The sequence below is a fragment of the Mitsuaria sp. BK041 genome (assembly GCF_014193085.1).
In the GTDB taxonomy this organism is placed as follows: domain Bacteria; phylum Pseudomonadota; class Gammaproteobacteria; order Burkholderiales; family Burkholderiaceae_C; genus Roseateles.
This window is the reverse complement of record NZ_JACHYT010000001.1, coordinates 389,012-414,346: the sequence shown is the minus strand read 5'-3', so window position 1 is coordinate 414,346 and position 25,335 is coordinate 389,012. Positions and strand designations below refer to the sequence as shown.

General features: G+C 66.8%; 20 protein-coding genes and 1 pseudogene. 6 read left to right on the top strand and 15 right to left on the bottom strand.

Features of this window, described 5'->3' with window-relative positions; genetic code table 11:
- Positions 1–234 precede the first annotated feature (234 nt).
- Positions 235–741: a cytochrome P460 family protein gene (locus tag FHT38_RS01800; RefSeq protein ID WP_183489327.1), complete on the top strand. Its 507-nt coding sequence runs from the start codon at positions 235–237 to the stop codon at positions 739–741.
- A 5-nt stretch (positions 742–746) separates the two neighbouring features.
- On the opposite strand, the gene FHT38_RS01795 is transcribed toward FHT38_RS01800, so the two are convergent.
- The 10 genes from FHT38_RS01795 to FHT38_RS01750 form a co-directional block, all read right to left on the bottom strand.
- Positions 747–1,994, bottom strand: coding sequence for a serine hydrolase (locus FHT38_RS01795; protein WP_183489324.1), 1,248 nt, complete (start codon positions 1,992–1,994; stop codon positions 747–749).
- Positions 1,995–2,059: 65 nt separating this feature from the next.
- On the bottom strand, positions 2,060–2,857 hold the full coding sequence (locus FHT38_RS01790) for an N-acyl homoserine lactonase family protein (RefSeq protein WP_183489321.1): 798 nt from the start codon (positions 2,855–2,857) through the stop codon (positions 2,060–2,062).
- A 91-nt stretch (positions 2,858–2,948) separates the two neighbouring features.
- On the bottom strand, positions 2,949–4,622 hold the full coding sequence (locus tag FHT38_RS01785) for a hypothetical protein (protein ID WP_183489318.1): 1,674 nt from the start codon (positions 4,620–4,622) through the stop codon (positions 2,949–2,951).
- 122 nt (positions 4,623–4,744) lie between these two features.
- Entirely contained in the window at positions 4,745–6,193 is a 1,449-nt protein-coding gene (locus tag FHT38_RS01780) for a C13 family peptidase (protein ID WP_183489315.1), read from the bottom strand.
- A gap of 71 nt (positions 6,194–6,264) precedes the next feature.
- Positions 6,265–7,164, bottom strand: coding sequence for an aromatic amino acid DMT transporter YddG (gene yddG / locus FHT38_RS01775; RefSeq protein WP_183489312.1), 900 nt, complete (start codon positions 7,162–7,164; stop codon positions 6,265–6,267).
- Positions 7,165–7,309: 145 nt separating this feature from the next.
- A complete protein-coding gene (locus FHT38_RS01770; RefSeq protein WP_255488575.1) occupies positions 7,310–8,173 on the bottom strand; it encodes a family 16 glycosylhydrolase in 864 nt (287 codons plus the stop codon).
- A gap of 18 nt (positions 8,174–8,191) precedes the next feature.
- On the bottom strand, positions 8,192–9,430 hold the full coding sequence (locus FHT38_RS01765; RefSeq protein WP_183489309.1) for an extracellular solute-binding protein: 1,239 nt from the start codon (positions 9,428–9,430) through the stop codon (positions 8,192–8,194).
- A 41-nt stretch (positions 9,431–9,471) separates the two neighbouring features.
- Entirely contained in the window at positions 9,472–10,320 is an 849-nt protein-coding gene (locus FHT38_RS01760) for an MOSC domain-containing protein (RefSeq protein ID WP_183489306.1), read from the bottom strand.
- 15 nt (positions 10,321–10,335) lie between these two features.
- Positions 10,336–11,739 carry a glycoside hydrolase family 30 beta sandwich domain-containing protein gene (locus tag FHT38_RS01755; RefSeq protein WP_255488574.1) on the bottom strand — a complete coding sequence of 468 codons (1,404 nt, stop codon included), beginning with the start codon at positions 11,737–11,739 and terminating at the stop codon, positions 10,336–10,338.
- A gap of 115 nt (positions 11,740–11,854) precedes the next feature.
- Entirely contained in the window at positions 11,855–14,179 is a 2,325-nt protein-coding gene (locus FHT38_RS01750) for an aminotransferase class V-fold PLP-dependent enzyme (RefSeq protein WP_183489303.1), read from the bottom strand.
- A gap of 103 nt (positions 14,180–14,282) precedes the next feature.
- On the opposite strand from FHT38_RS01750, the pseudogene FHT38_RS01745 reads away from it, so the two are divergent.
- Together FHT38_RS01745 and FHT38_RS01740 are read left to right on the top strand one after the other, a co-directional pair.
- A pseudogene (locus tag FHT38_RS01745) lies at positions 14,283–14,498 on the top strand (Lrp/AsnC family transcriptional regulator); the annotation flags it as partial.
- A gap of 434 nt (positions 14,499–14,932) precedes the next feature.
- Positions 14,933–15,631 (top strand): hypothetical protein, encoded by a 699-nt coding sequence (locus FHT38_RS01740; RefSeq protein WP_183489297.1) that lies wholly within the window; start codon positions 14,933–14,935, stop codon positions 15,629–15,631.
- Between the two features lie 95 nt (positions 15,632–15,726).
- On the opposite strand, the gene FHT38_RS01735 is transcribed toward FHT38_RS01740, so the two are convergent.
- A complete protein-coding gene (locus tag FHT38_RS01735) occupies positions 15,727–15,945 on the bottom strand; it encodes a hypothetical protein (RefSeq protein ID WP_183489294.1) in 219 nt (72 codons plus the stop codon).
- A 437-nt stretch (positions 15,946–16,382) separates the two neighbouring features.
- Here FHT38_RS01735 and FHT38_RS01730 point away from each other — a divergent pair, with 437 nt between their 5' ends.
- The 3 genes from FHT38_RS01730 to FHT38_RS01720 all read left to right on the top strand — a co-directional run bounded on the left by FHT38_RS01730 (position 16,383) and on the right by FHT38_RS01720 (position 19,085).
- Positions 16,383–17,099, top strand: coding sequence for a hypothetical protein (locus tag FHT38_RS01730; RefSeq protein WP_183489291.1), 717 nt, complete (start codon positions 16,383–16,385; stop codon positions 17,097–17,099).
- Positions 17,100–17,562: 463 nt separating this feature from the next.
- Positions 17,563–18,174: a DUF6988 family protein gene (locus FHT38_RS01725; RefSeq protein ID WP_183489288.1), complete on the top strand. Its 612-nt coding sequence runs from the start codon at positions 17,563–17,565 to the stop codon at positions 18,172–18,174.
- Positions 18,175–18,458: 284 nt separating this feature from the next.
- Positions 18,459–19,085: a hypothetical protein gene (locus FHT38_RS01720; protein WP_183489285.1), complete on the top strand. Its 627-nt coding sequence runs from the start codon at positions 18,459–18,461 to the stop codon at positions 19,083–19,085.
- Positions 19,086–19,140: 55 nt separating this feature from the next.
- Here the strand turns inward: FHT38_RS01720 and FHT38_RS01715 are convergent, their stop codons facing one another.
- From FHT38_RS01715 to FHT38_RS01700, 4 genes are all read right to left on the bottom strand, one after another.
- A complete protein-coding gene (locus FHT38_RS01715) occupies positions 19,141–20,058 on the bottom strand; it encodes a hypothetical protein (RefSeq protein ID WP_183489282.1) in 918 nt (305 codons plus the stop codon).
- A gap of 1,628 nt (positions 20,059–21,686) precedes the next feature.
- Positions 21,687–22,601 (bottom strand): hypothetical protein, encoded by a 915-nt coding sequence (locus FHT38_RS01710; protein ID WP_221213725.1) that lies wholly within the window; start codon positions 22,599–22,601, stop codon positions 21,687–21,689.
- A 1,210-nt stretch (positions 22,602–23,811) separates the two neighbouring features.
- Entirely contained in the window at positions 23,812–24,474 is a 663-nt protein-coding gene (locus FHT38_RS01705) for a hypothetical protein (protein WP_183489279.1), read from the bottom strand.
- A gap of 22 nt (positions 24,475–24,496) precedes the next feature.
- Positions 24,497–24,982, bottom strand: a complete 486-nt coding sequence (locus tag FHT38_RS01700) for a hypothetical protein (RefSeq protein WP_183489276.1) — start codon at positions 24,980–24,982, stop codon at positions 24,497–24,499.
- Positions 24,983–25,335: the final 353 nt, after the last annotated feature.

The window sequence follows — 25,335 nt, the reverse complement described above, 5'->3', positions numbered from 1 at the left end:
CGATCCGGCCAGCGCTCTGCGGCGCGGGTCCAAGGTCGCGACTTCTCTCCGGCGGGACGCATCCTAGGCAATATCGGTCGATTGTGAAAGCGCTTTCACAACGAGCGGGTTTTCGAATGCAACCGCCGGGAACGCCGATCACCGCGAGGCTCTGCCCATACCAAGGTTCAATGCCCAGGCAGCGATGAATTTGGTCTGATCCGTGGCACTGCCCCACTTGCCTGGAAGACCCACATGCATGCCCACCGTCTCGCCTCGATGCTTCTCCTGGCTTCGCTCAGCGCCAGCTCGTTTCCCGCGTTGGCCCAGGGAAAGCCCTCGAAACCCGCTTCGCCGATCTACGGCGTGGTGCTGCCGGACGGCTATCGCCAATGGGAGATGGTGGGCGTCGCCACGGAGGACGCACCGCTCGACGAATTGCGCGCCGTGGTCGGCAATCCGATCGCGATGAAGGCCTATCGACTGGGCCAGCTGCCGTTCCCCGACGGCGCCATGCTGGTCAAGCTGGCGTGGAAGCGGCAGCGCTCCACCGAGTTCCCGGCCGCGACGGTTCCCGGCGCGCCGACGACGGTACAGGTGATGGTCAAGGATTCGAAGCGCTACGCCGACAGCGGCGGCTGGGGCTACGGCCGCTTCATCGACGGCAAGCCCGTCGACGCGGCCCAGCACCAGACCTGCTTCGCCTGCCACAACGCGCTCGTGAAGGCGCGCGACGATGTGTTCACGAAGCTCGCGCCCTGAGCGGCCTAGCCGTACACCGCGCGTCGCAGGTCGCGATGCAGGGCGTCGTCGAAGGGCAGCTTCTGGGCGAAGAACACCACCGCGAGCTGATTCGCCGGGTCGATCCAGAACAGCGTCGACGCGGCGCCGCCCCAGGAGAACTCGCCCACCGCGCCGGGCGGCTCGTCCCGCAGCGGCGGCGCGATGCGCACCGAACCGCCGAAGCCGAAGCCCACGCCCGGGCTCGTCAGGAGATGCCGCTGCGTGATCGCGGGGTCGAGGTGGTCGACCAGCATCAGTCGCACCGTCGCCGGGCGCAGCACCCGCACGCCGTCGAGCTCGCCTTCGCCGAGCAGCATCCGGGCGAAGCGCAGGTAGTCGTCGATGGGACCGATCAGGCCGGCGCCGCCGCTGGCGAAGGTGAAGGGCTGATCGGGCTCGCGCTCCGGCTTGCCGTCGGCGGACAGGCGGTAGGTCGCGGCCATGCGGTCCTGCAGCGCAGCCGGCGCGGTCCAGTCGGTCTCCCGCAGGCCCAGCGGCTGCAGCACATGGCGACGCACATGCGCATCGAAGGGTTCCTCCGCCAGCGCCTCCACCAGCCGGGCGAGGATGTCGGTCGAGGTGCCGTAGTGCCAGGCCGTGCCCGGCTCATGCCGCAGCGGCAGCGCAGCCACCGCGCGGCTGAAGGCGGCCAGGTCGGGGGAGCGCTCGAACGGGCTCGCGGCGCGGAACGCGCGGTCGGCAGGGCCGTCCTCCATCGCGTAGGTCAGGCCGGCGGTGTGCAGCAGCACGTCGCGCACGAGGAGGGTCCGCTCGGCCGGCCGCTCGCCGCGGCCATCGTCGGCATGGACCCGCATCGAGCTGAACTCCGGCAGGTAGAGCGCCAGCGGATCGTCCAGCCGGAACCGCCCCGCGTCCCATAGCCGCATGAGCGCGACCGACGCCACCGGCTTGGTCATCGACCAGATGCGCGCGAGCGTGTCGCGGGCCATCGGCCGCTTCGCTTCCACGTCGGCCAGGCCGTGGGCGCCGAAGTAGCGCTCCACGCCCGCTTGCCAGACCAGGGCCGACACGCCCGCCGCGCGGCCGTCGGCCACCATGCGGCGCAGCGTCTGGTCGATGCGCCGCGGCGAGAGTGTCGAGCCGGGAGCGCCCGGCGCCAAGCGCAGGACGGTCGCGCTGGCGCTGTTGGAGGGTGCGGGAGCGGCGGCCACCACGGCCGGCGCCGCCAGTGCCGCGCCCAGCACCAGGCGTCGGGAAGGAATTTGCGTCATGCGCGCGATGCTAGGGCCGTACCCGCGTGTAATCGCGCCCGGTTCACGGGACGCGGCCGCGCCGGCTACTTCGCCGCGTTCGGGAAGGCCGGCAGCTTGCCGATGTCACGCGGGTCGTGCTGGATGATGACCGTCGCCTTCAGGTTCTTCTCGATCTCTTTCATGCGCTGGATCGACGCGAGCGTCTGCGCGCGGTCGTCGTTGAAGCCGGGCACGCCGTCATGCTCGTAGTTCTCATGGAAGTGGACCGCGTCGCCGCTCAGCAGCACCGGCCCCGTCTCCTTGAGCCGCACCAGCAGCATCGAGTGGCCCGGCGTGTGCCCCGGCGCGCGCAGGATCATGACGCTGCCGTCGCCGAACACGTCCTTGTCCGCGCTCAGCGTCTCGACCTTGCGCTTCTCGGCGATCCATTCGGCGAAGCCCTTGACGTTGGCACCGCTCATCGGCGGCGTGGCGGTGATGCCTTCCCAGTCGCCCTTGCCGATCAGCAGGGTCGCATTCCTGAGCCCGGCGAGCTGGCCGGTGTGGTCGGCGTGGTAGTGGCTGATGCCGACGTACTTCACCTCGCCGGGCTCGACCTTGATCTGTCGCAGCAGGTCGGCCAGCGGCTTGTTGGTGGCGTTGGGCACCGAGCCCGGCAGGTAGCCGGTGTCCCAGACCATCACGTCGTTGCCATGCCGGATGACGTAGCAGCTGAAGGTGAAGGGCTTGGTGGTCTCGGTGTAGGCGTAGGTGTCGCTGAAGCGCCGCGGGTCGTTGCTGCCGCTGCCGCAGTCCAGCCGCGTCAGGGTGAGGTCCTGGGCCGCGGCCGACAGGCTGAAGAGCGCGCCCACCTGGAGCGCCAACCAGAAGCGTGATGCCATCTCGACTCCTTGTCTGCGGGGGCGATGATAGCGACGACCGCGGCCCCGTGGGTCCCACCGGCGATCGATGTCCCCCGCGGCGCGAGCCGCCTCACTGCCCGAACTTGCGCTTGCGCGCGCCCTGGCCCTGGCCCTGGCCCTGACCCTGGCCCTGACCTTGGCCCTGGTGCCCCACCTGCTGCAAGGGCGGTGCAGGCTGGGCGGGGAAGACGGGCAACAGCGCGATGGCCTGCTGCTGCAGGTGCTGCGCCTGCTGGAGGGGCGCCACCTGGGGCACACCGATCGGCGCCTGCGGCACCGGGACCGGCACCTGCGCGGGCTGCGCGTTGACCGGGACCACCGCTTGCGGCGGCACGCGCGGCGTGAGGCTGGTGTTGCGCCGGGCGGCCCGGTCGAAACGGGTCTGCGCGAAGGCCTCCCAGTCGTTCTTAGGTTGCCATCCGTCCAGCGCGGAGTAGCCGCGCATCTCGAAGAGCGCCAGGTCGCCATCCATCCCCATCGCACCCATGCCATACCGGAATTTCTTGTTCTCGCCGGACAGCGCGCTGTGGGGCGTGTATCCGGGCGGCGGCGACAACACGTCGCGGCCGGGGGCCGCCGTCGTGATGCTGCTCAGCCAGGCGCGCAGGGTCGGCCCCGCGTTGACCTTCTGCGGCACGTTCGGAGCGCCTTCGTCCAGATAGCCACGGCGGAACAGCTGGCTGTCCAGCTCCATGTCCACGACACGCGTGAGGGTGTTGGCCCTGCTGTCGACCGTACCGGCCGTCGCGGTGCCGTAGAGGATCAGCTTCAGTTGGTCCCGCTCCCCCTGGGTCAGCGAGCGGAACATGCTGCGGAAATCGGTTCGCGCCATCAGCCGGAATGACGCCTTCGGTCCATCCGTGCTGTCCGGCACGGTCGTGCGGGCCCGGTCGATGTACATCACCAGCGCCAGCAGCATGCCTTTCACGTTCGGGAAGACCGCGGTCTGCGGACCCAGCGAGGTGTTGGCGCGGGCGTCGCCGATCACGTCGCGCATGTCGTCATGAATGTCGTCGTGCTCGTCGCCCGCCTCGAGGTGCTCGTCGATCATGCGGGACAGGTCGCCCAGCGCCACCCCTTCCGTCGACTGCACCGCGGCCTCGAACGCCGGATCGTCTACCCTCATCCAGATGCCGTCCTGGGTGAAACCGTCGGCGATGCCGACGGAGAACTCTCCCCGAGGCGCCGCTCCGGCGCGCTGCTCGAGCGTGTCCGCCAAGGCCTTTGCCCCCGTGATCGCCTGGGCGAGCGCGGGCCAGTTGTCATAGGGCTGGGTCACGAATTCCAGGTTGTGGCCCGAATCGGCCTCCAGGCGGAACGCGCTGTTGCCGTTGCCGTAGGCGACGTCCTTGCGATCGAGCGCCTCGGGCGTGGCCGGGTCGTCGGCGGCCGCGTTCGGGTCCTTGATGAAGGTATTGCCGCTCTCGAACTCGAAGCCCATCTTGCGCTGCGCGACCCCACCGGTGGCCAGCACCGCGAGCGGCGTCGTGCCGCCGGCACGGCCCGCCGCCTGAAGCGTCGGGGTGATTGGTCCGCGCCGGGCCGCGCGCCCGAAAACAGCCTCGATCGTGCGGCGCTGCAGCTGCATGCGCGGCGTGGCCTCGATCGTGGCCTGCCAGCCACTGGCGCGCGGCGCCGCGTCACGGGGGCCGGTCGAGGCGAACCCCGCCGACCGCGGGGCGGTCGCGCGCTGAGCCGGCGCGGCTTCGGTCCGTTCTTCGGCCTGTTCGATCGAGCGCTTCATCGAGGCATCTCCCGCTGCGGGTCGGGTGACCGCGATGGGAAGCTATCGCACCGCCCGCGGCAACGCCATCGGCAGAATGCTGAGTCGCAGCCCGCCCCGCCCGACCCCGCGTCACGGCGGCGTCAGTCGCCCCGCTGCTGCCGCTCCAGGCGCCGGAGCACCTCGCCGATCGCCGCGCCTTCGCGGATCTGCGGATTCGAATAACCGTCGGTCTTGCCGGCCTCGCGCTCGCGGACCTCGATGAGCTGGCGCGCCCGCGCATGGGCCTGCGCGAAGGACCAGGTGTCCTTCAGCGCGTCGACGTAGAGCGCCTGCCCGAAGAAGGTCAGCGGCGAGCGCGACCCGCAGCCATACGAGGTGTGGGTCGCGTCGGCCGCCGTCATCACCAGGGTGTCGTCGCCCGCGAGCGGCTCGATCCAGCTGCCCGAGTAGCAGGCCGAGATCGAGATCACGCGCCAGCGGATGCCGGCCTCGTCCAGCCACTGCTTCAGCAGCGCCGGCGTCACCGGCTCGGATTCGAGCGGCCAGGCCTCGGCGGCCAGTTGCCCGTCGCGGCCGCCGTGCGAGGTGAGATGGAGGAAGAGCACGTCCTTGTCGCGATCCATCAGCTGCCCCATGCGGTCCAGCGTCCGGCGCAGGTTGGCCTGCGTCGCCCAGGGCAGCGACTCGGTCGTCGACGGGTTCATCACCAGCTGGACCGTCCTGTCGCCCGCGCCGAAGCGCTCCGCCATCGCCTGGGCGACGACCGCGCTCTCGCGCTTGAAGACGTCCTCGATCGCGTAGGGCGCGTAGGTGACCGCGTAGACCTTGATCCGATCCGGCTCGGAGCGCGGCAAGGCGTCCAGGGCCTCGGCGATCAGGCGCGGTTGCGCGGCCAGCACGGCCTCGGTGAGCTTCAGGCCCGGGTCGGTGGCGGCGTCTTCGTCGGTCGCGGCCGTGCCGGTGGTCTTTGCCGACAGATCGGGCCACCAGAACATCGCCGGCTGCAACCAGCCGGCGATGGCGACGGCCGCGAGCGCCACCAGGCCCGCGAACGCGCGGGGCGCGGCGGAAGGGATGACGCGCCAGAGCAGGCCGGTGGCGGTCGCCAGCAGCCACATCATCGGCAGCAGCCAGACGCCCCAACGGGCGCCGAGCGGCCAGCTTTCCAGCGGGCCGATCAGTCGCAGCAGCGGCACGAGGAGCAGGCTGACCGCGACGGAAATCAGCGCGCTGTTGGCCATCACCAGGGTCAGCACCACCGACGTGTCGGGCATCGCGGCGGCCCCTGGCTGCTGACGCGCGGCGCGGGCGGCGATCCAGCTGATCCAGATCCACAGGACCGTGGCCGCCCAGCCGTTCAGCACCGCCGGCCAATACAGCCGCGCGGGCCCGTCGATGGCCAGGCGCTGGACGCCGAAGGCCAGCAGCAGATGCCCCAGCAGCAGCGCGGCGATCCAGGTCGGGTTGGTGACGAGCCGTTCCCACGGCGGTGCGCGGAAGGTCGCCACGCGGCACACCGCCAGGCACCAGGCGGCCAGGTCGACGCGGTCCGGCTCGGCGGCGGTCGGCGCCTCTTCGTTCTCGTTCATCCAAGCCCCTCCCCGGGCATGCGTGATCGCGATGTCTTGATCGGGCGGATCATCGCCGTTGCTTCAATCGTTCAATCGGCGCGCCGGGCGGCGCGTCGCGCCCCGATCCCCGCCACCAGCGAGCCGAGCGCCACCAGCGCCGCGCCGCCCCAGAAGATCGGCGGCAAGGGCGCGCTCAGCAGCAGCGACGCGAACAGCGCCGACATCACCGGCGTGCCGTTGGCCGCCAGCCCCAGCAGGTGGATGTTGCCGCGCAGCACGCCGAGGTTCCAGAAGGTATACGCCAGCGTCACCGCGGTGCTCGCCAGCGCGACCTGGACGACGACATGCATCGACGCCTGCATCGGTGCTCGCTCCGGGTTAAGCGCGTGCACCACCCAGAAGCCGGCGGCGCTCAGCGCCATGAAGAACCACAGCGCGTTCCGGCCCTCGGCCATGTAGCGGGTGCAGGTGCTGTAGAGCGCCCACACGATCGCGCCGACGAAGGCCAGGCCATAGGCCAGCGGATTCGACGCGGCGTTGTGGAAGAAGCGCGCCAGCGACAGCCCCTCGGGCGGCGAGGACGCGGTGACGACCCCGGTGAAGGCCAGCGCCAGGCCGCCCAGCATCAGCGCATTCAGCCGCCGCCCGCCGGCGATCGCGGAACACAGCACGGTGAGGCTGGGCCACAGGTAATTCACCATGCCGACCTCGATGGCCTCGTGCCGCGTCCGCGCGAAACCGAGCGCGAGCACGAAGCACAGCTCATAACCGACGAACAGCGCGGCGCCCAGCCACAGGTAGCGCCGCGGCAACTCGCGCAGCGCGCTGCGCGTGGGCAGCAGGAGCAAGGCGGACAGGGTGAACATCACCGCCGGCGCGCCGGTCCGGCCGAGGAACTCGATCGTGCTGCGCGTGACGCCGACGGAGGTGCTCCAGAACAGGATGGCGATCAGGCCGAGCAGCGTGGCGCCTTGGGTACTGCGGGACAAGTGGGGCTCTCGAAGCGGGTCGATGGGCGCGTCGACGGACGTGTCGACGGACCAGGTCATGAAGACCGTCTTGCGGTCTCCGGCCAAGCCGGAAGTAGACCATCGATCCGCGCCGGGTCCGGCGAGCGCCGCCGGCGCCCCGCGTTCAGCGCGCCTGCTGATAGACCCGCACGTGGGCCACCTCGTAGCTGACCGGGAAGATCGCGTCGTCGATCTCCCCGCCGAGGTCGCCACCGATGGCGAGGTTGAGGATCAGGAACTGCGGCTTGTCGAACGGCCATTGCGCCGGGCCCTGGCCGAGGTTGGGATAGGCGGCATGCACCTGGCCGTCGATGCCGAAGCGGATCTCCCGGGGCGTCCACAGCATCTGGTAGTCGTGGAACTGGCCGCAGGCGGTCGCGAGCTTGCGGCCGTCGCCGACGCCATGCCCGCCGTGCCCGGAGCTCGTGTGGACCGTGCTGAAGACCCAGTCCGGCTTCTGGCCCATGTGCTCGAGGATGTCGAGCTCCCCGGCGGCCGGCCAGTCGCCCTGGCTGCCCAGGGTCCAGATCGCCGGCCAGGTGCCGCGGCCGCAGGGCAGCCGGGCGCGGATCTCGAAGAAGCCGTAGGTCCACTCGGCCTTGCCTTTCGTGATCAGCCGCGTCGAGCTGTATTGCTGGCCGCCCCAGTCGGGCCGCGACGACAGCGCCTCCTTGCGCGCGGTGATGACCAGCCGGCCCTCGCGCACCGCTGCGTTCTCCAGGCGCGGGCCGGCGTAGTACTGCTGCTCGCGGTTGTGCCAGCCCTGCTGGTTCATGCCGGTGTCGTGGGCCCACTTCGACGGGTCGGGCAGCCCGTCCCGGTCGAACTCGTCCGACCACACCAGCGTGTAGCCGGCCGGCAGGGCGATCGGCCCGGAGGCCGCGCCGCCCTTGCCGGTCGCGGTCTGCGCCAGCGCCGCGCCGCCGTCGATCGTCAGGGCCGCCAACAGCGGCACGGCGGCCCAGCGCCGCGTCATTCGTTGCTTCATGAAAGAGCTCCCCTTCCTTCAGCGCTTCGCGCGCCGCAGCAGCAGCTGCTCGGCATCCGCGAGCGCCGCCTTGATCGTCTTGTGCCCGCGCAGCACCTTGTCCAGCTCGGTCTGCACCACTTCCTCGGCGAACTTGTTCTGCTTGTGGACCGGCAAGGCGGTGATGCGCAGGGCATCGTCGCGCCACAGCAGGCGCGCCCGCTGCCCGCCGAGGAAGTCCACCGGCTCGCTGAAGAAGGGATCGTCGTGCACGTCGCGCAGCGCGGGGAAGGCGTCGTAGTCCTTGAAGGCCTGCAGCTGCCGCGCCGGGTCCAGCGTCATCAGCTGGATGAACTGCCAGGCCAGGCGCTTGCGCGCCGGCGCCGACCGGCGCGCGATCGCATAGAACGTGCCGCCGTAGGGCACCTGCGAGCCGCCCGGCAACGAGGCCGCCCGCCACAGGCCCTTGGTCTCCGGCGCGACGAAGGCGTTGAGCTGCCCCACCAGCCACGCGCCCGAGAGCTCCGTCGCCAGCCGCCCCTGCTTGAAGCCCGCGCCCCAGTCGTTGGACCAGGCCTGCACCTTCGCATCCAGTTCCTTCTGGCGGGCGCGCAGGGACACCTCGAAGGCGCGCTCGAAGCGCGGCGTGTTCACCAGCACCCGCGACTCGGTGTCGAAGTAGACGCCCTCGCCCGGCCGCAGGCCGTCGGCCACCAGGATGTCCTTGATCTCCTGCACGTTGGCGACCAGGTAGGCGCCGGTGCGCGCCTTGATGCGCTCGCCGGCGGCGACGTAGGCATCCCAACTGCGCGTGAGGTCCTCCGGCGCCACGCCCGCGCGGTCCAGGATGTCCTTGCGATACAGCAGGGTCCCCGGGCCGATGTCCGCCGGCATCGCCACCACCGCGCCGCTGCGCGCGATCGCCTGGTCGTAGGCATACGGCACCAGCCGCGCGCGCACCGACTCGATGCCGAAGGGCGGCTGCCGCAGGTCCTCCAGGCCGCCGCCCTGGGCGAAGCGGCCGACGAAGCTGGCCTCCAACGCCATCACGTCGGGCAGCCCGACGGCGGTCGACAGCGCGGTCGTCATCGCCGTGTGGTGGTCGCTGTACTGGCGCATCAGGATGCGCAGCTCGACGTCCGGATGCAGCGCCTGCCAAGCCGGGATCGCCGCCTCGGCGATCTCGTCCATCAGCGGAAAGGCGGCGACGGTCAGCACCTCGCGCGGCTGCGCCCGCGCCGGCACGACCAGCACGCCGGTCCAGGCGGGCGCCGTCATCGCCGCAAGAAGCCCGCGGCGGGAGAGTCCCCGGCCGGCGCTCAAAAGTCGAGCTCCATCGTCAGGCTGGCGCCTTCGGCCAGCGAGCCGCCCGACGGCGGCTGCAGGTAGACGCCGAAGCGCGAGGCCTGTCCCGGCCAGCGCTGCGCGCTGAGCGCCGCGATCGCCGTGTCGATGCCGGCCTGCGCCTGGCCGGTGTCGGGATCGACGTTGGGCACGACGCAGCGCTCGCTCGGCATCCGATGCACCAGGCGTCGCCAGGCGCCCTCTCCGTCGCGCCAGACCATCTGCGTCAGGTGCTCCTCGATGAAGGGCATCCCCGCGTCCGGCCCGCTGCCCAGCACCAGGTTGGGCCGCAGCCGGCGCACGTCCACCGGTCTCAGTCCCAACGTCGCCAGATGCGCGTTGAGCTCCGCCACCGAGGCCGTCGACACCGCATGCAGCGGATGCGGCGCGGTGGCGAGCATCGCCTCGCGCTCCAGTTTCACCAGCCGCAGCTCCTCGCCGGTCAGCTCGCGCAGGAACTGGGCCGCGAGCGCGCCGGCGTCGCGTCCGGCGTACCCCACCATGCGACGCTCGCCGGGATGCCAGATCAGTGCCTGCGTCGCGTCGCCCTCGGGCTCGCGCGACAGCCGCAGCGGCTGCTGCCCGCCGCCGCGCAGCAGCAGCGCATCCGGCAGCAGGCTCGGCTGGAGCAGCGCCAGCTTCGGATGCGAGCCCAGCCAGGCCAGCTCGCCACGCGCGTCGACCACGATCCATTCGCGATCGCCCTCGATGCGGCCGTCGGCATCGAAGCGGAGTTCGGGCACGCGTGCGCCGGCGCAGGACTTCACCGGGTACAGGTAGAGCGCCTCGACGCGGGCGGAGGCGGTGACATCGGCGACGGTCATGCGGTCGTCCCCGCCTCAGCGCGGCAGCAGGTAGGTCGCGATGCAGCGCGCCGGCAGCGCCGCGACGCCGGCCTGGCCGTCGATGCGCAGCGTGAATCGGTGCGCGCGTTCGCTGCGGTTCATCACGACGACGGCGATGCTGCCGTCCTCGTTGAGCGCGGCGGTGCATTCCAGGTCCTGGCTGCTGGCCGAGCACAGCACCCGATGCGCGCCCGGTCGGATGAAGCGGCTGAAGTGGCCCAGGTAGTCGTAAGCGCTCTGCGGCATCAGCCGGTTCTGCTCCCGGTCCGCCAGCATCGGCGCGCTGCACAGGTTGCCGACGTGGTTGGGCCCGCCGGTCTCGTCCAGCAGCAGGTTCCAGTCGATCCACCCGACCGTCCAGCGATTGAGGTCGTTGATGATGCTGCGCCCGTAGCGCTCGCCGGTCGCCCAGGAGCCGATGTGCGGGCCGCCTTCCTGGCAGCCCTCGGTGAACAGCAGCTGCTTGTCCGGATAGGCGTCATGCAGCAGGCCGACGTGGTCGAAGTGGTCCTCGACATACCAGTGGAAACCGCAGCCCCAGACGTACTTCGCCGCCTCGGGGTCCGAGTAGACGACGTCGGCGCGCTGCACCATCTGGTCGCGGTTGTGGTCCCAGATCACGATGCGGATGCGCGCCAGGCCGGCCGCGTGCAGCGCCGGGCCGAGGTGATCGCGGACGAAGTCGCGTTCCTCCTCGGCGCTGTAGACGCAGGAGTCCCAGCGCTGCACCGCGTCGGGTTCGTTCTGCACCGAGACGCCCCAGATGGGCACGCCCTCGGCCTCGTAGGCCTGGATGAACTTCACGTAGCACTGCGCCCAGGCCCGGGCGTACCGCGCCAGCAGCTTGCCGCCGTTGTTCATCTCGCCATTGGTCTTCATCCACGCCGGCGGACTCCAGGGCGAGACCAGCAGCTTCATCGGCCGGGCGGCGACCTTCATCGCGGCCTTGATCATCGGCAGCAGCGCGCGGCGGTCGCGATCGATGCTGAAGTGGGCCAGCGCCTCGTCGCCGGGGACCTCCGCATGGGCGTAGTTGCCCAGCGAGAAGTCGCAGCTGTTCATGTGCACCCGGTTGAAGGTGTAGCCGTGGCCGGCGCCGACGTCGAAGTAGGCCTGCAGCAGCGCGTTGGCCTCGGCGGGTGGCAGCTGCTGCCAGGTGATCGCGGCGGCTTCGGTGAAGGCACCGCCGAAGCCCTCGATGCGCTGGAAGCGCCTGGCGCTGTTCACCACCAGCTTGGGCATGCCGGCGATCGCGGCATCGGCCATCAGCTGCGCGACCGGCTGCAGTGCCAGGTCGGGCTGCGCGGCCAGGCGCGTCGAACTCGCCAGGTCCGCGCCTTTGGCGGACAGCGTCCATCGCAGCGAGGCGCTGGCGCGCCCCGTCGTCGTCTCCGTCATGGGAATGCCTTTGTGCTGCGCGCTTATGAAAGCGCTTTCAAGCACCGAGCATAGAGGCACTCCGTCCGACGGTCAATCCAGGGATGGCCCCAGGAGGGTGAGGACGCGAGGCCGCTCAGATCGCGATCGCGTCGAAGGCGATGGGGACGCCGCTGGTGGTGCCGGCATTGGGATTGCCGCGCGCGCCGGTCGCGAGGGAGGCGCCGGCTTCCGGCCACAGGGCGAGGCCGCCGGCCAGGCTCCAGGACTGCGCATGGCCGAGGCGGCGCAGCGCCCGCGCCGCCTGCGCGCTGCGATTGCCGCTGCGGCAGAAGAAGACGACCGGCGTGTCGGCTGGCAAGGCGCGCCAGCGCGGCAACGCATTGATCAGCGCGGACAGCGGCACGGCCTCGGGCGCGAGCGCCTCGTTCGGGCTCAGCCGCGCCTCGTAGGCCTCGCGCACGTCGACCAGCACCGGCTTCGGATGAGCGCCCTCGCCCAGCAGCGCCTGCAGGCCAGCGACATCCAGCTCGACGCGTTCCGCCGACCGCGCGCAGGCCACGCGCGCGCCGCACGCCATGGTCTGGTACTGGGTCGGCGCGAGGTCGTGCTCCAGCACGCCCTTGCCGATCGCGAAGGCCTCGGCGCTGAGCCGGCCCTTGAGCACGCCGTCGAGCAGCGGCTGCGCCTCGCATTCGACCGCCAGCGTCGTGGCGAAGCGGTCGTCGTAGTCATGGCCGGGCAGCAGCAGGCCGTCCAGGCCGACATTGCGCTCCAGCGTCTTCAACGACGGCCCGAAGGCGGCCGGCGCGCTCTGCGCGAAATCGCTGCGGCCGAGCGCGCCCGGCATCACCGTGTCGCCGACGAAGGTCGCGACCAGGTCGCCGCCGGCATGCAGGAGATAGGCGGTCGAGTCCTCGGTGTGACCGGGGGTCGCCAGGCGCGACAGGCGATAGCCACCCAGCGCGATCACCTCGGCGCCCGCGGGCCAGCCCAGGGCATCTACCCGGCCCGGCCGGGCGTCCTCGGACAGCAACTCCGGCACCGCGTCGCGCAGCGCCTGCGCCGAGGAGGCGTGATCGCCATGGCTGTGGGTGTCGAGCACCGCCGCCAGCGACAGGCCGCGACATCGCAGCCATTGCGCCAGCGTGCCGGTCAGCTCCGGCAGCGGATCGACGACGACGCAGCGGCGGCTGGCGACATCGGCGACGACGTAACAGCAGGCGCCGTCGACGGTGAAGCGCGTCAGCAGATCCGGCGCCTGCGGGCTGTCGTTCGGCGACGGCGTCTGGCAGGTGGCGCGCAGCGACTCGCCGCAGGCGCGCACGCGGCGGCAGGCTTCCTCCAGCGTGGCGTCGGTATCGGCCGCGCCGAAGGACAGGCGCACCGCCGACGCGGCGCGCCACGCCGGCAGGCCCATGGCCTGGAGCACGTAGCTCGGCGCGGCCTTCGACGCGCCGCAGGCCGATCCGCCGCTGACGCGCAGGCCGGCGGCATCGAAGAGGTCGAGCAGCAGCTTCGCGCCCAGGCCCGGGACGGAGACGTTCAGCGTGGTGGGCAGGCTGATGTCGAACGGCGCGTTGAAGACCACGCCGGGGAAGGCGTCGCGCAGCGCGTCGGCCAGGCGCTGGCGGCGGTCGATCAGCTGGCTGAGCGAGGCGAAGGTGCCGCCCTGCTCGAGCGCGTCCAGCACCGCGCCCAGCGCGGCGATGCCGGCCATGTTCTCGGTGCCGGAACGCAGCGCGCCCTCCTGGCCGCCGCCGGCCATCAGCGGCGTGAACGGCGCGCCTTCGCGGACGTAGAGCATGCCGACGCCCTTGGGCGCGTAGAGCTTGTGGCCGGAGAACGGCGCGTAGTCGATGGCGCGCTCGCCGAGCTGCAGCGGCAGCTTGCCCAGCGCCTGCACGCCGTCGACCAGCCACAGCGCGCCGCTGCCGCGCAACACCTCGGCGATGCCGTCGAGGTCGCTGATGACGCCGGTCTCGTTGTTGGCCGCCATCGTGCAGACCAGGCCGGCGGCGGACACCTGCTCGCGCAGCCAGACGAGGTCATGGCGACCGTCCAGTCCGACCGGGATCGCGACGACCTCCAGCCCCAGGCCGAGCAGCGCGTTCCAATGCTTGAGCGCCTCGGGGACGGCCTTGTGCTCGGTGGCGCCGTACAGCAGCCGCGGCGGGATCGCCTGGCCGGCGTCGCGGCGCTGGCGCAGCGCGGTCAGCGCGGAGAGGACGGCGGTCTGGATGCCTTCGGTCGCGCCGCTGGTGAAGACCAGCCGGCCGCCCGGCGCGCCCAGCACCCGGCGCGCGGTGGCGCGGACCTCGTCGAGCCGGGCGCGGGCCTTGAGGCCGCTGCCGTGGATGCTGCTGGGGTTCCCGAACGCGTCCGCCATCACGGAGAGCGCGGCCTCGCGGGCCTGCGGCAGGACGGGGGTGGTGGCGTTGGCGTCGAGATAGATTTCCATGGCCGACGATTGTCAGAAGGCCGCTGTGGAATCCGCATGCAAAATCCACCTGTCCTTCATCGCTTTCAGCAAATGCATTCCAAGGCGGCCGGAAATGACAAAACTGGATTCCATTGACCGCAAGATCCTGCATGTGCTGCAGCGGGATGCCGCGGTCCAGGTCAGCGACCTGGCGGCGGAGGTGGGCTTGTCCACGACGCCCTGCTGGCGGCGGGTGCAACGGCTCAAGGAGTCGGGCGTGATCACCCGCAACGTGATGCTGGTCGATCCGAAGAAGGTCAACGTCGGGGTGACGGTGTTCGTGTCGGTGCGGACCAGCATTGGGGCATCATAAATACCCCCTTGTCTGACATAAATCCGCCTTGTCCAGCCCGGATTTGATATGTTTTCCTTTAACTGCCCCTTCTTCGGGCTGGCCGACGTGATAAATCCGGCTTTAACTCCTCCGAAGCCGGATCACCCGTCAACCTTTGTCGCGAAGTGCGAATAAACCCGTAGTTCCACCGAATTTTGGCCAGGCCGAGGCGCCATCACTGACAATTCCTGACTACACGACATCCAAGAAGTTGGGATAACTTGTTGTTGAGCAAAGACTTTCTCTGATTCTTCGCGCAACTCGTCGTGATAAATGCCCGTTGTCCGGAAAACGCGAAAATATGTAGGTCCTTATCTGGATGACTCCCCCAGAAACCGGTGGGCCACTTGGTCGTATTCCCTGGCTAGAGTTGCCGCTTCACAAGAGGGAGCGGCCTGATGAAGAAGAGTCGGAGGTGGAGGAATGGAGCGACCGTTCGGAGCGCCCTGAGCAAGCTAGCCAGCCAACGCCGGCACTTCGACACTGCGGGGAAGCAGGTCATCACTGCATGCGCTGGAAGCATCTTCCCGGCGGACGTCTACTTCATGGCGACCTGCAATCGAGCGCTGCAGAACTTCGACGCCTTTCAGCTGACGATGAAGGCCGACTTCTTTTCGACTTCCATGATCTTGCTGCGCGTCCAGCTTGATTCCGTCCTCCGCTGCTACGGATTGCTGCAGACCACCGATCCGCATGACGTTGCTACCCAGGTCATGAACGAAGTGAAGCTGTCCAAGATCAAGGACAAACACGGGAAGCCGATGACGGACGCTTATCTGGTCGATCTGTTCAGCTCAATTTCCGATGCGAACAAGGCCATCAAGCACGTCTATTCCTTGTCGTCGGGCTACGTCCATCTTTCCAATGCCGCTATTGGAAACTTGTTGAGCAAGGCCAAACCAACTGATGCCGGGCAGCACGGCTTCTACATCGGCGCAGGCGAGCCCGAGGTTCCTACCAAAGCGAAGCTGGAGTTGGTCCAAGCCTTCAATGCGGTCACCAACGTCATCTTCCAGATCGCCGCCGAGTGGGCGAAGACCCGCGGCACGTTCGGAAATGATGACGACCTGATTGCTAAGTACGGGCCGAAGGCCTGACCCACTCGGTGCGACGAGCGCGGCCCCCCGTTGCCGCGCGGCCACCCGCTGAAACACGCAACGGGCTGTCCGTGCCAAAGGCAACTCGTTCGGGCTCAGCCGACTGCGGCTTGCCGGAAAACCCACCAGGCTGCTCCGCTGCCGCTCGCAAGCGCCACGAATGAACAGGCCATCCACTTCCCGACCTGATCGTTGAGCACCAGGAGGAACAGTGCTGTGAGGAACAGCCATGGCCGATCCTTGGGTACCAGCTTCAGCGGCTCGGTGATCCGGGCGGCTCGCCCATCGGTGTTGAACCTTGTGGGTTTGTTCATGCGCCAATTGTGGTGTCGCGACCGGCTCAGACCTGTCAGAGCGACGCCGGTTTGGCGCCGCAAACCCGGTCGTTGCGTGGCCTGAACAGCTCCACGTCGATCACCTTGTCGACCATACGGGTGTTGCAACGGGCACGTCAGGCCTTCACGGGGAGGCGCCTCTTTTGAAGGGGCCGCCCAGGTGCCGCAGGCGTTTCGGCTCTGGCGCCTGCTTAGTGCGCGACGGCGCGCAGCTCGTAGAACTGTACGCCGTCCGTTCGGCGGACGAATTCCTGGAGAACATTTCGCGCCCGCGGACGGGCGCCCTGGCCGGGGAAAAAGTCCCATCAAGAAACTGTACAACGTACGCCATCTAACCGGCGGTCGTTAACTTCACAAATTTGCACATCCGCGGCAGCGCCCTGAGAATTCTCCCCCACGGAGGAGATTCCAAAAAAATGTCGGTCGAAATGAAGGATGGCGCCGAGCTGGGCGCGGATGAGGCTGGCGCCCAAGCTGGCCAGGATCAGGAAATGGACGTCAGCGGCGTTCCGAACGCAACGCTGCCGTCGCCGACGTCGGCAGCGAATGCCGTGCAGGCGGCTTCGTCGTCCGTCCCCGCTGTAACTATGCAGGTGGCGTTGGCGGTTGCTCCTGGCCTTGTAAAAGCGGAGATGGCCACCCTCTTCAACGGCTGGATCAACGGGACCCATCCGGCGACCGTTGGTGGCCCGGACGAGGTCGCATGGTTCATGAGCAAGAAGGCGACCGCACTCATCAACAAGTGGCTGGGCAGCAAGAACTTGGCGATGCTCCATCTGACCAAGGCGGAGCTGGGTCCCATCGTCATCGCGCGCGACCGCGTGGAGCACGCGCGTCACGAGCGCACGACAGAAGATGGCGTCAGTATTGCGGGCGTCGAAGAGCTGATGGCAGCGCTCTTCATCCACGGTACGCCGAAGTACGCGCCTCACCATGACACCGTAAAGTATCCGAATCAGCTGCTGATGTTCGACCCGAGCTACAAGGGTGTGGACGCCACTGTCAGCGGTGAGTCACCCGTGGCGGCGCTGCAGTGGGTCAGCTATCCAGAGCCGCACTTCCGCCTTGAGACCGCGTACTGGGCGAACCCCGGAAAAACAAAAAAGCTCGACCAGCGAGCTCTTAAAAAGTAGAAAAATAAACTCCGCAACAGAGGAGGACGGCTGAGAAACCAGCTTCCGACCCTTGGTCGGTCGCCTTGTCCAGGCAAGCCTGCAAGGTCTCCCATTTTCCTCATCAATGTCGACTCGTGTGCACCAAGTCGACCACCGGGACGCCTTTCCGGGTTTCTCGGTTGCGGAGTACATCCAGTGTAGCAGTTGCCGGCAACATTTGTTGCCAGCATCCATAGCGTCACAGTGACAAGCGTTACGGCTATGCCTACTCGGTAGCAACTTAGCAGCTGCTGTCCTTCCCATGTATAGGCGTCTACGCTGCACTTCAATGAGAGCGCGCGCTCACATGCGTCCACCGAGGTGGCGATAACAGCTGTTGCCGCAAGCCCTCACGGCGACGCGGTCCTTCCATGTCCGGAACTCGATCATGAGCCCCCTCCCCGAAGTCCAAGTGCGGTCTGCTGCCTTCCTAGAGGCCCTGATGGACACGATTGCCGCGGCCGAGAGCTTCGGCGGTGCCAACGACCGAGAGGAGGCGTCCATCGCGGCAGCGGAGCTGGCGCTGGAGCACGGAACCGCCCTGAACGCGCTCTTCGACATGGGGCTGGCCAACTCTGGCGTGGCTCTCCTTCGGCTCCAGTACGAAGCGCTGCTCAGGGCCGCGTGGCTGCTCTACGCCGCAACAGACGCTCAGGTCGAAAAGGCGTCGGCGCCGCTGACGCGCGAAAGCGCTGACGCCGCCAAGGGCCTGCCCAATGCTGAGCAGATGTTGCTGGACCTTGAGCGCAAGCTGAAGGACCAACCTGGACTGGCCGGCCTCGTAGCCCCCCTGCGCGAGCTGCGTAATGCAGCTTGGAGGCAGATGAACGCTTTCGTCCACGCCGGGCTCCATCCGTTGGCACGTACCCGGGACGGTTTTCCCGAGCAACTCGCGGTCAGCGTTGTGAAGCTCTCAAACGGGCTGGTGCACCTCTCAGCAAGACTCCTGTCCAGGTACACCGGCGACCGCGAAGTGATGCGTCGAATCGAAGTGGCCTACGAGCAGTTCAAGGACGTTATGCCCATGGCGACGGGCTCGGACGCGGAGACATAGCGCAACGACAAGCGTCTACGAAAGAGGTGCCGCGTCATTGGGCCCTCGCGATGCGATCCTGTCGGACACGAATCACGGTTCCATGGCATTCTTGTCGCACGGTGTCGACGTCCTGGTGAACAACCGCTCGGCACCCTGCGTCTCGTGCAACTCCCCCGCAGTTCGGCTCCGGGCTGTGCAACGTCCGGCCGGTCCTCAACCCAGAGCACGGAGGGGCTATGGCTCAAAGTTGGTGGGTTCCATTCATTCCGCTCGCCACGGCTGTCTCCGGAATCTCCGGAGTCATGCTGGGTGCATGGTTGACCAACCGGCGAGAACGTCGAACCGCAAAGGAACGCGACGAAAGGGACATCGTGCACCTAGCCGTCGTTGTGGGCAGGCAGCTCTCCGAATTCGCTGACGCCTGCTATGAGGTGGCCACGGACGAGGGCGCCAGCGAAAGCTCAACACGGCGGACGACCAGGCTGCGACAGCAAAACCGGTGGAAGCCTTCGGTGAAGTATCCGGAACTCTTCAATCCGCCTGATGTCGACGTCTCGTGGAAAGTGCTCCCGAAGGACCTTCTGGTCGCGATTCTTCGACTTCCAGCGCAGCTTGAAAGTGCCGTTTCGTCGGCGAAGACTCTGGAGATGCCTGGGCTGAGCGCAAATGCGCTGGAGGCACATCGCTGCAGATTCGCTCGCCTCTTCCTCGATGCGTCTGCTGCGTGCGCGCAGTTGGACGAGCTCGCACAGGTGTGTTTCCACGTCGTGCCGCTGATGGATTACGAACGCCTTGGTGAATGCGAGCGCCTGATCCGAGCTCACGAATCAAGGCGAGCGCAAGAAGCGGAGGAATGGCGAAAGCGAGAAGCGCAGCGGGTTAACGAAGAGGAAGGCGACTGGCACGACGCCACGGGTCGAACCTGCTAGGTGTGAGAAGGCGACTTCACAGTTCGCGGAGCATGCGCGCTTAGCGTGGGGCAGGTCAAACGGCTTGTCGGGGGCCAAGGAAGTGGAGCCGCTCCGCGATGAATTCGGCGATCTGGGCTGCGCTGAACTTGCGGCCGTCGATGTACCCATCGTGGTGGAAGATGCCGTCCACTTGGCCCTCGTCCATCTTCACGTACATCACGCGCGCAGGCTCCCGCAAGTTCGTGATGATGGACCGGATGGCGGTCCACTCGATGCCCGGCCAAACCTTCCGTTGGTAGTCGCTCCCGATGAAGACCACGATAAGCTTTGCCCTGTCGCGGTAAAGGGCCTGCAGCAGCAAATCTAGGCCGGGTCGTGCCAACTGCGCCTGATAGTTGTTGTCGTAGAAGCGCGAGTGGCTGCCCTTCAGCACCGTGGTCTCACGTGCCACCGCCTCCACGGTCTCTCGATACTCACCTGGGAAGGAGAAGGCGACGTCGAAGTGGTGCTGTGTGATGTCGACGTATTGAAGCGGCGATGGGATGCGCGGCTGACCAGCTGCGGCGAACTGGGGCGGCAGGATGATCCCCTTCGCTAGCAGTTCTCGCATCAGGTCGACGTTTTTCACCGCCCAATGCGTACGGCTCGATTCCCATGTGCCGTAGTCGAGCTCCGCGCCCATGGACCAAAGCTCTTCGCTCGTCAGGAACCTCTGGAGCGGGATCAATTCGTAGTCGACGCGGACCTCCCGTCGGTTCGCACGCTTGCTGACGTCCGTGATCCGCCCGAACTTCGGGGCCTTACCGACGGCCTCCTCGTAGGCAAAGATGGCCGGCAGCTTTTTCAACTGCTCGACGCTGGCTTCGTCGAGGTCGCCAAACCGCTTGGTGATGTCCGCGTCCGTGTACTCGCGGATGCACCGGGTAAGGTCGAAGATGGAGGGGCGGCCCTCCCAGGCGGTCTCGTCCGCCGACACCAACAGATTGAACATAACGCTCGCTTTCTTGCGAGCAGACTTTACGCGAGCAAGGGCTATGCGAAGCGCAGCCGGCGGGCCTCGACGGCGCAGAAGTGAAGAACGGCTCATGAGGATTCGGTACCTCGCGATCCGCGGACCTGCCACTTCGGTCGCTTCGGTTGTTCCAGCATTCGCACAACCTTATGAGCGAAGGCATGTACGTCTTGAAGTTCAAGCCGTCCTTGGCACTGCGGGACGTTTTCGTCCGCTGGGGGGCGCCCTGGCTCAGACCGAAAGCTGCAGCGCGGCTCTGCCCCTCTCCATTGCCTCCCCTTCAGCCGCGTTGGCCTTCACCCATTCGGGCCAGCCACTCCTCCATCGGCACGAACGCCAGTCCCGAGGTGTGGTCGTGGGCGATTCAACCTCCGCAGGTCTCCGCAATCGTCTGGAGCTGCGCTGCATCGTCCGGCGTCAGGTTGTGAGGAGCTCCTCCGCCACCTGGTGCATGCATAGCCCGCCAGAGTTCGACCTCGATGTTGAGCATCCACTGTGCTCGGTAGGCGCGCTCAGACATCTGGGACATGAGAGTCGCGAGCTGTTGTTGGGCGGGGGTGAGGTCAGTGCACATTGCGTTCTCCTCCCGTCAGCGTAGGGCCCCTGGTAGCTCATGACATGAGCCAAGCTCGTCCGCATCCTAGACAGTTTGCGGTGGGCAGTAAAAACACCAACAAAATCAATGACTTGAAACGATTCCCCTCGGCGAAACCAAAGTGAATTTTCCGGCGATACCAAAGCGTTTTTGATCCGCGCCCGTAAGTTTCCGGCCCCACCCGGGGCCCTTGGTCAGGTCCGATGCGGCCGAATGCCGCTAGCTAGCAACGCAGCCCTAGAGGTGCTAACGCGACCAGTGCCTCATTTTGTGGCTGAGGAAGACTTTCCGCACGGGGACAACGACTTGGGCTCGCGCTGCTCAGAGAACGAACAGAGTTGTCCACAGCGAGCGGGGATAGTCGGGGCCGGAGAACCGGATGACCTCGTCGCCCACTGAGCCTGACAGACTCTCTGGATACCTGCTGGGTAAGCCATCACGTCGTAGCTAGATCAGGCTGCTCTGATAGGGCGGCTGTCGGCAGCAAGGACGCCGTGGAGTTGACCCGGCCTACCCCGGCTCACGCCACCCCAGTCGGATCATCCAGTCCCCAGCTTTCATCGCTGAGATGTGCGGTGGCACCCACGGCCGCGAGGGGAACCAGCTGATCGACATTACCTTGCGGCCGTGCTCCATGCTGACGTCGAGGAGCATGGACGCCTCAGGGTCGTCCGGAAGGCGAAGCACGTTGGGCGCCAGGAGCAGGCTGCAGCCTGCTTCGTTCAGTAGGTAGTACGCTGGCATGTGCGGTTCGGCCAGCTGGTACTGCCCGCCAGCCTGTACGCGAGGCGCCAGGGTCTCCATGGCCCATCGAGCCACCGCCAGTCTCGACGCAAGCTTGGTTCCTGCCATCGCGGCCTCCAAGATTCAGATGGCTCTGCTCCGGAAACGGGCGCGGGGCTTCGATGTCCCCGCACTTCGCGCTCGAGTCTATGCGCCGACCGCGGGTGAACGCTCAAGGCCTTGGTCGGCGTTGCTCGACCGCCGCATGACGTCGGTGGCACAAGCTCGGTCAACCGCCAAAGCCTGATGTTGGCAAGTAGGCTTCGCCAGTCTGCGAGGCATGCCGACGCACACGCAGCAGCACCTCTTGGAACGAGATCGCCCCGGCCAGGAAAAGGTACAGGTGCATAGCGTCGAAGAGCAGCAGAGCTGTCTTGCGTCCCGACGCCTGCGTGATAGCGACCGACGAATACCCAGAGATGGACACCATGATGCCCATGGTGTTGTCGGCCTTATCGTCGACCTTGGACCGCAGCGAGTCGATGTCTGTCGCGCTGGCCTGACCGCTCGTGAACTTCAGCTCCACCAGATAGGTCGTCCCGTCGAGAGTGATCGAGCCGTCTATTTGCCGGCCGGCGCTGACGTAGGGCCGACGGTTCTGAATCTCGCAGAAGTCCAGCAGCTCGTAGAACCAATCTTGAAACTCGTAGCCCCCCTGCTGGGTGCCAACCAACGGGTGAAGCTGATCCAGTCGCTCCTGCAGCTTGCGCTTGTCGGTCAGGCCCCGCTGGACCTTCTGGCGTTCTTCATGGGCTCGAGATTTCGCTTCCTCCCGCTCCCGCTCGGTGCGAACTTCTTCTGCTTGCGCCCCGACGTACGCTCTCAGTTCTGCCACGGCCTTTGTCGCGGCGGCAATCTTCTGCTCGCTGTCCTCCCAGTCCCGCAAGTCCGGGAAGGATGTCTGTTCCGACAGGGCATTGGCCATCTCGAAAATGACAGCCTTGCCGCGGTCGCTGCCCTGAAGCTTCTGGAACGTGCGGTCGAGAAAGTCGCGCTTACTCTCATCGACGGACCAAGTATTCAGGTGCGCGTCGGCGACATGGGCACTCAAGAGGAACTTGCGTAGCGCCGTCTTCCGCCAGAAGGACTTAAGAGCGGCTTCATAGGTCAACTCAACAAGGCGATGCGTGAACTTGGTGGCCATGGGAAGTTCTTAGAAGAGGTGTTTGTTCCTAGGGGCTGCGTCAGGCTGGGACGTCAAGACTGAAGCCACACCCCGGCGGGTGTGGGCATCACGCTTGAGCGTGAAGATGTGTCGGGTCGTGCGCGGACCAGCGGAACCGAAATCAGGGGATCGCCTATCCGGGGAATGTCATCCCGCTCGATGCTTCTGGGTTGGGTCATGGCGCCATTGTCTTGTCACGACTTGGGAGCGGAGGGGGTGAAACAGCCCCCAATTCTGAGAGCCAAATGCTGAACCCCGTTCGCGAGCCCTTCGCCTGGGCCTGGGGTCCTGCACCTGCTGGACCATGATTTCCTTGCGTGAGGAGCGGGTGCCAGTCGGTCTGCTCCAGGGAGTGCGGGGGGAGCGACGGCTTTGACCAGGTCCAGGTCGAACTGAGCTTCTGGGCACTCTCCGTTCGAACCTGGAGAGGGCTGATGTCAGCGCCGCAAGAACGGAACGTCGTCGAGCATGTCGAAGCCTCTGTTTTTGACAGCGAGCCCGTGAGCGCCTGGTCGTGGCATGGCTTCTTCGATGGGTTACTGGGCCGCCCTCGTGGCGTTGCCCCCGCCCTGAATCCGTGCCGGAGGAACGAGCTGCGCCGAGGTGTGTGATCGCGCTGAGAATCTCACGGGTTCGCGGCGTGGCCAGGGCTTCGACGCGACTGGGGTCGAACGGGAGCCGCGACAATTCGGCGTCGCCATCAAGCCGCGCTCGTTGAGCGCCTCATCTCGTGCGCTACGAAGAGTTGTACGCTGCGCTACATCACCTACCTAGCATCCTGGCTAGGCCGTGCCTTGACGTCCTTCAGCTCTACATGCGCCGACGGCACTGTGCGCGTGGGGTGCATCGGCTCTGGCTTGGAAACTACTGCTGCTTCGAGTGTGGGACCTTGCTGAACAAGGCAGCCTGGCGCTACTGGCACACGACCCTGCGAGATGGAAGCACCAGAACTGTCGTCGCCTTGAACGAGAAGATGGCATTGCATCAGGTGGTCCACAACATTGGCCTGGACATGGTCGACGCAAGTGAAGTGGTGATTCACCCAAGCAACGTTGTGTCCTGTGTGGCTGGTGAGATTGCGCCGGACCCTCGAGCTAGGCGAACTCCCACTGCGAGTACGTCGCGCTAAGCCAAGCTACTTCGGCGGGTCGACGACACCGGCGGAGCTCCTCGAAGCCGGCGTGCGCCGTTAGCTTGGGTCCAACAGGATGCGTCGTCGTGTTGTTGGTCGAGTGGCCTGTACCGGAATCATCACGTAGACAGGCCGGTAGGGATTGCCTCCGTAGGGGCCGAACATGCCGTACGCCCGCTTCACCCGAGACCTTTCTATGGCGTCCATGGCTGCCGCCCAGGGCCTGGGGCTCGAACTGTCCTCGACCAGATCAGCGACCTGCCCCAGGCTCAGCACGTCTATTGGGCGGCCACTCTCCCATTGAGGTTCAGCGTCGGAGCTCGAGATGTTCACGGTGAAGGTGCTGTCGCCGGCGCCCCTGGTAGGCACCAAGAACCAATGGGTCTTGAAGTCGCCGCACATGTCCACCAGCCTTCCCACCGCCGGGAACCCCGCCACGCATGGAATCCCGCAAGTCGCTGCCTCTGCGGCGAACTCCATGAGCTCAGCGTTGAGCTTTCCGCCCACAACCTCGGGGTCCTTGGTCACCTTCGGTCGCCTCGCGAAGACGGCCAAGACGCGGACGTCTACCCCTTCATGGATTCGTCCCGAGGTTGTGTTGCCCTCGCGGTTGCTCCACAGGAACATTGGCACCGCCCGGCCGAAGCGCCCTGCGAGGTGCCCAACCAATGGGGGAAGAATCGAGTATTCCGCGGTGCGCTCTGAGAAGAAACTGCTCATCAGTACCCACGCCGGTTATCCGTCAGGTCAGCGCAGCTTGGACGATGCGTCCGATGTCCGGGGCGTGCTTCACGGCGGCCTCAACGAGCAGCGTGGTGGCCTTCTTTAGCCCTTCCTCGCCTGCCTTCTGAAGAAGCTCTTTGATCCGCGATTTCTCTTCGGGAGGGAGGGGGCTTTCCTCAACCTTCTGAGTCAGCAACGCCTTCAAAGTATCTCCGTCGAGCCGGACAGTCACCACGTTAAGGACGGCATTTAGGCCACCGTCTTCGGACAAGAAGTCGATGCCTTGCGCCGTAATTTTGGAGAGCAAGATGCAAGGTGGACCATCAAGCGCGACATGGCCGCGATTCTCGACAAGCCCGTGCTCCTCAAGATAGGCCACGTTCTGAACCCATGCAGGGTCAGCTTGGTCGAACCCTAAATCGTCAGGTTGTACGAAGTCAGGATAGCCATCGGCGATCTGCTCCAGCAGCCGTCTCTGCAGCGCTCGATTCAACTTAGAAGCCATTCCACCCTCCCTGGGCGATTCATTTTTTGCTTCGAATCTTGAAGGGTATCGGAGTGGAGCGGAGGCTGACACCACGCACCTGAGGGTCGCTTCACCTTCAGATTTGCTTCTGTACCGGGCATCAGACAGCGCCTCTGCGAGTAGCCCGAGGTCTCACCGCAGGACAGACTGGCGCGTACTCCATACGGTTGTCCTGCCAACACGAAATGCGAAAGGGCCCCGCAGGGCCCCAAAGCTGATGAACGGCATCAAGTGCCGCAGGGGGGAGCCTGGCTCCATTCGACCTGGGGCGTAATCAGCCACCGTGCCTCGCGACCACGGCAAACTCGGCCCCTGCGTGTGGGCGAGCCTGG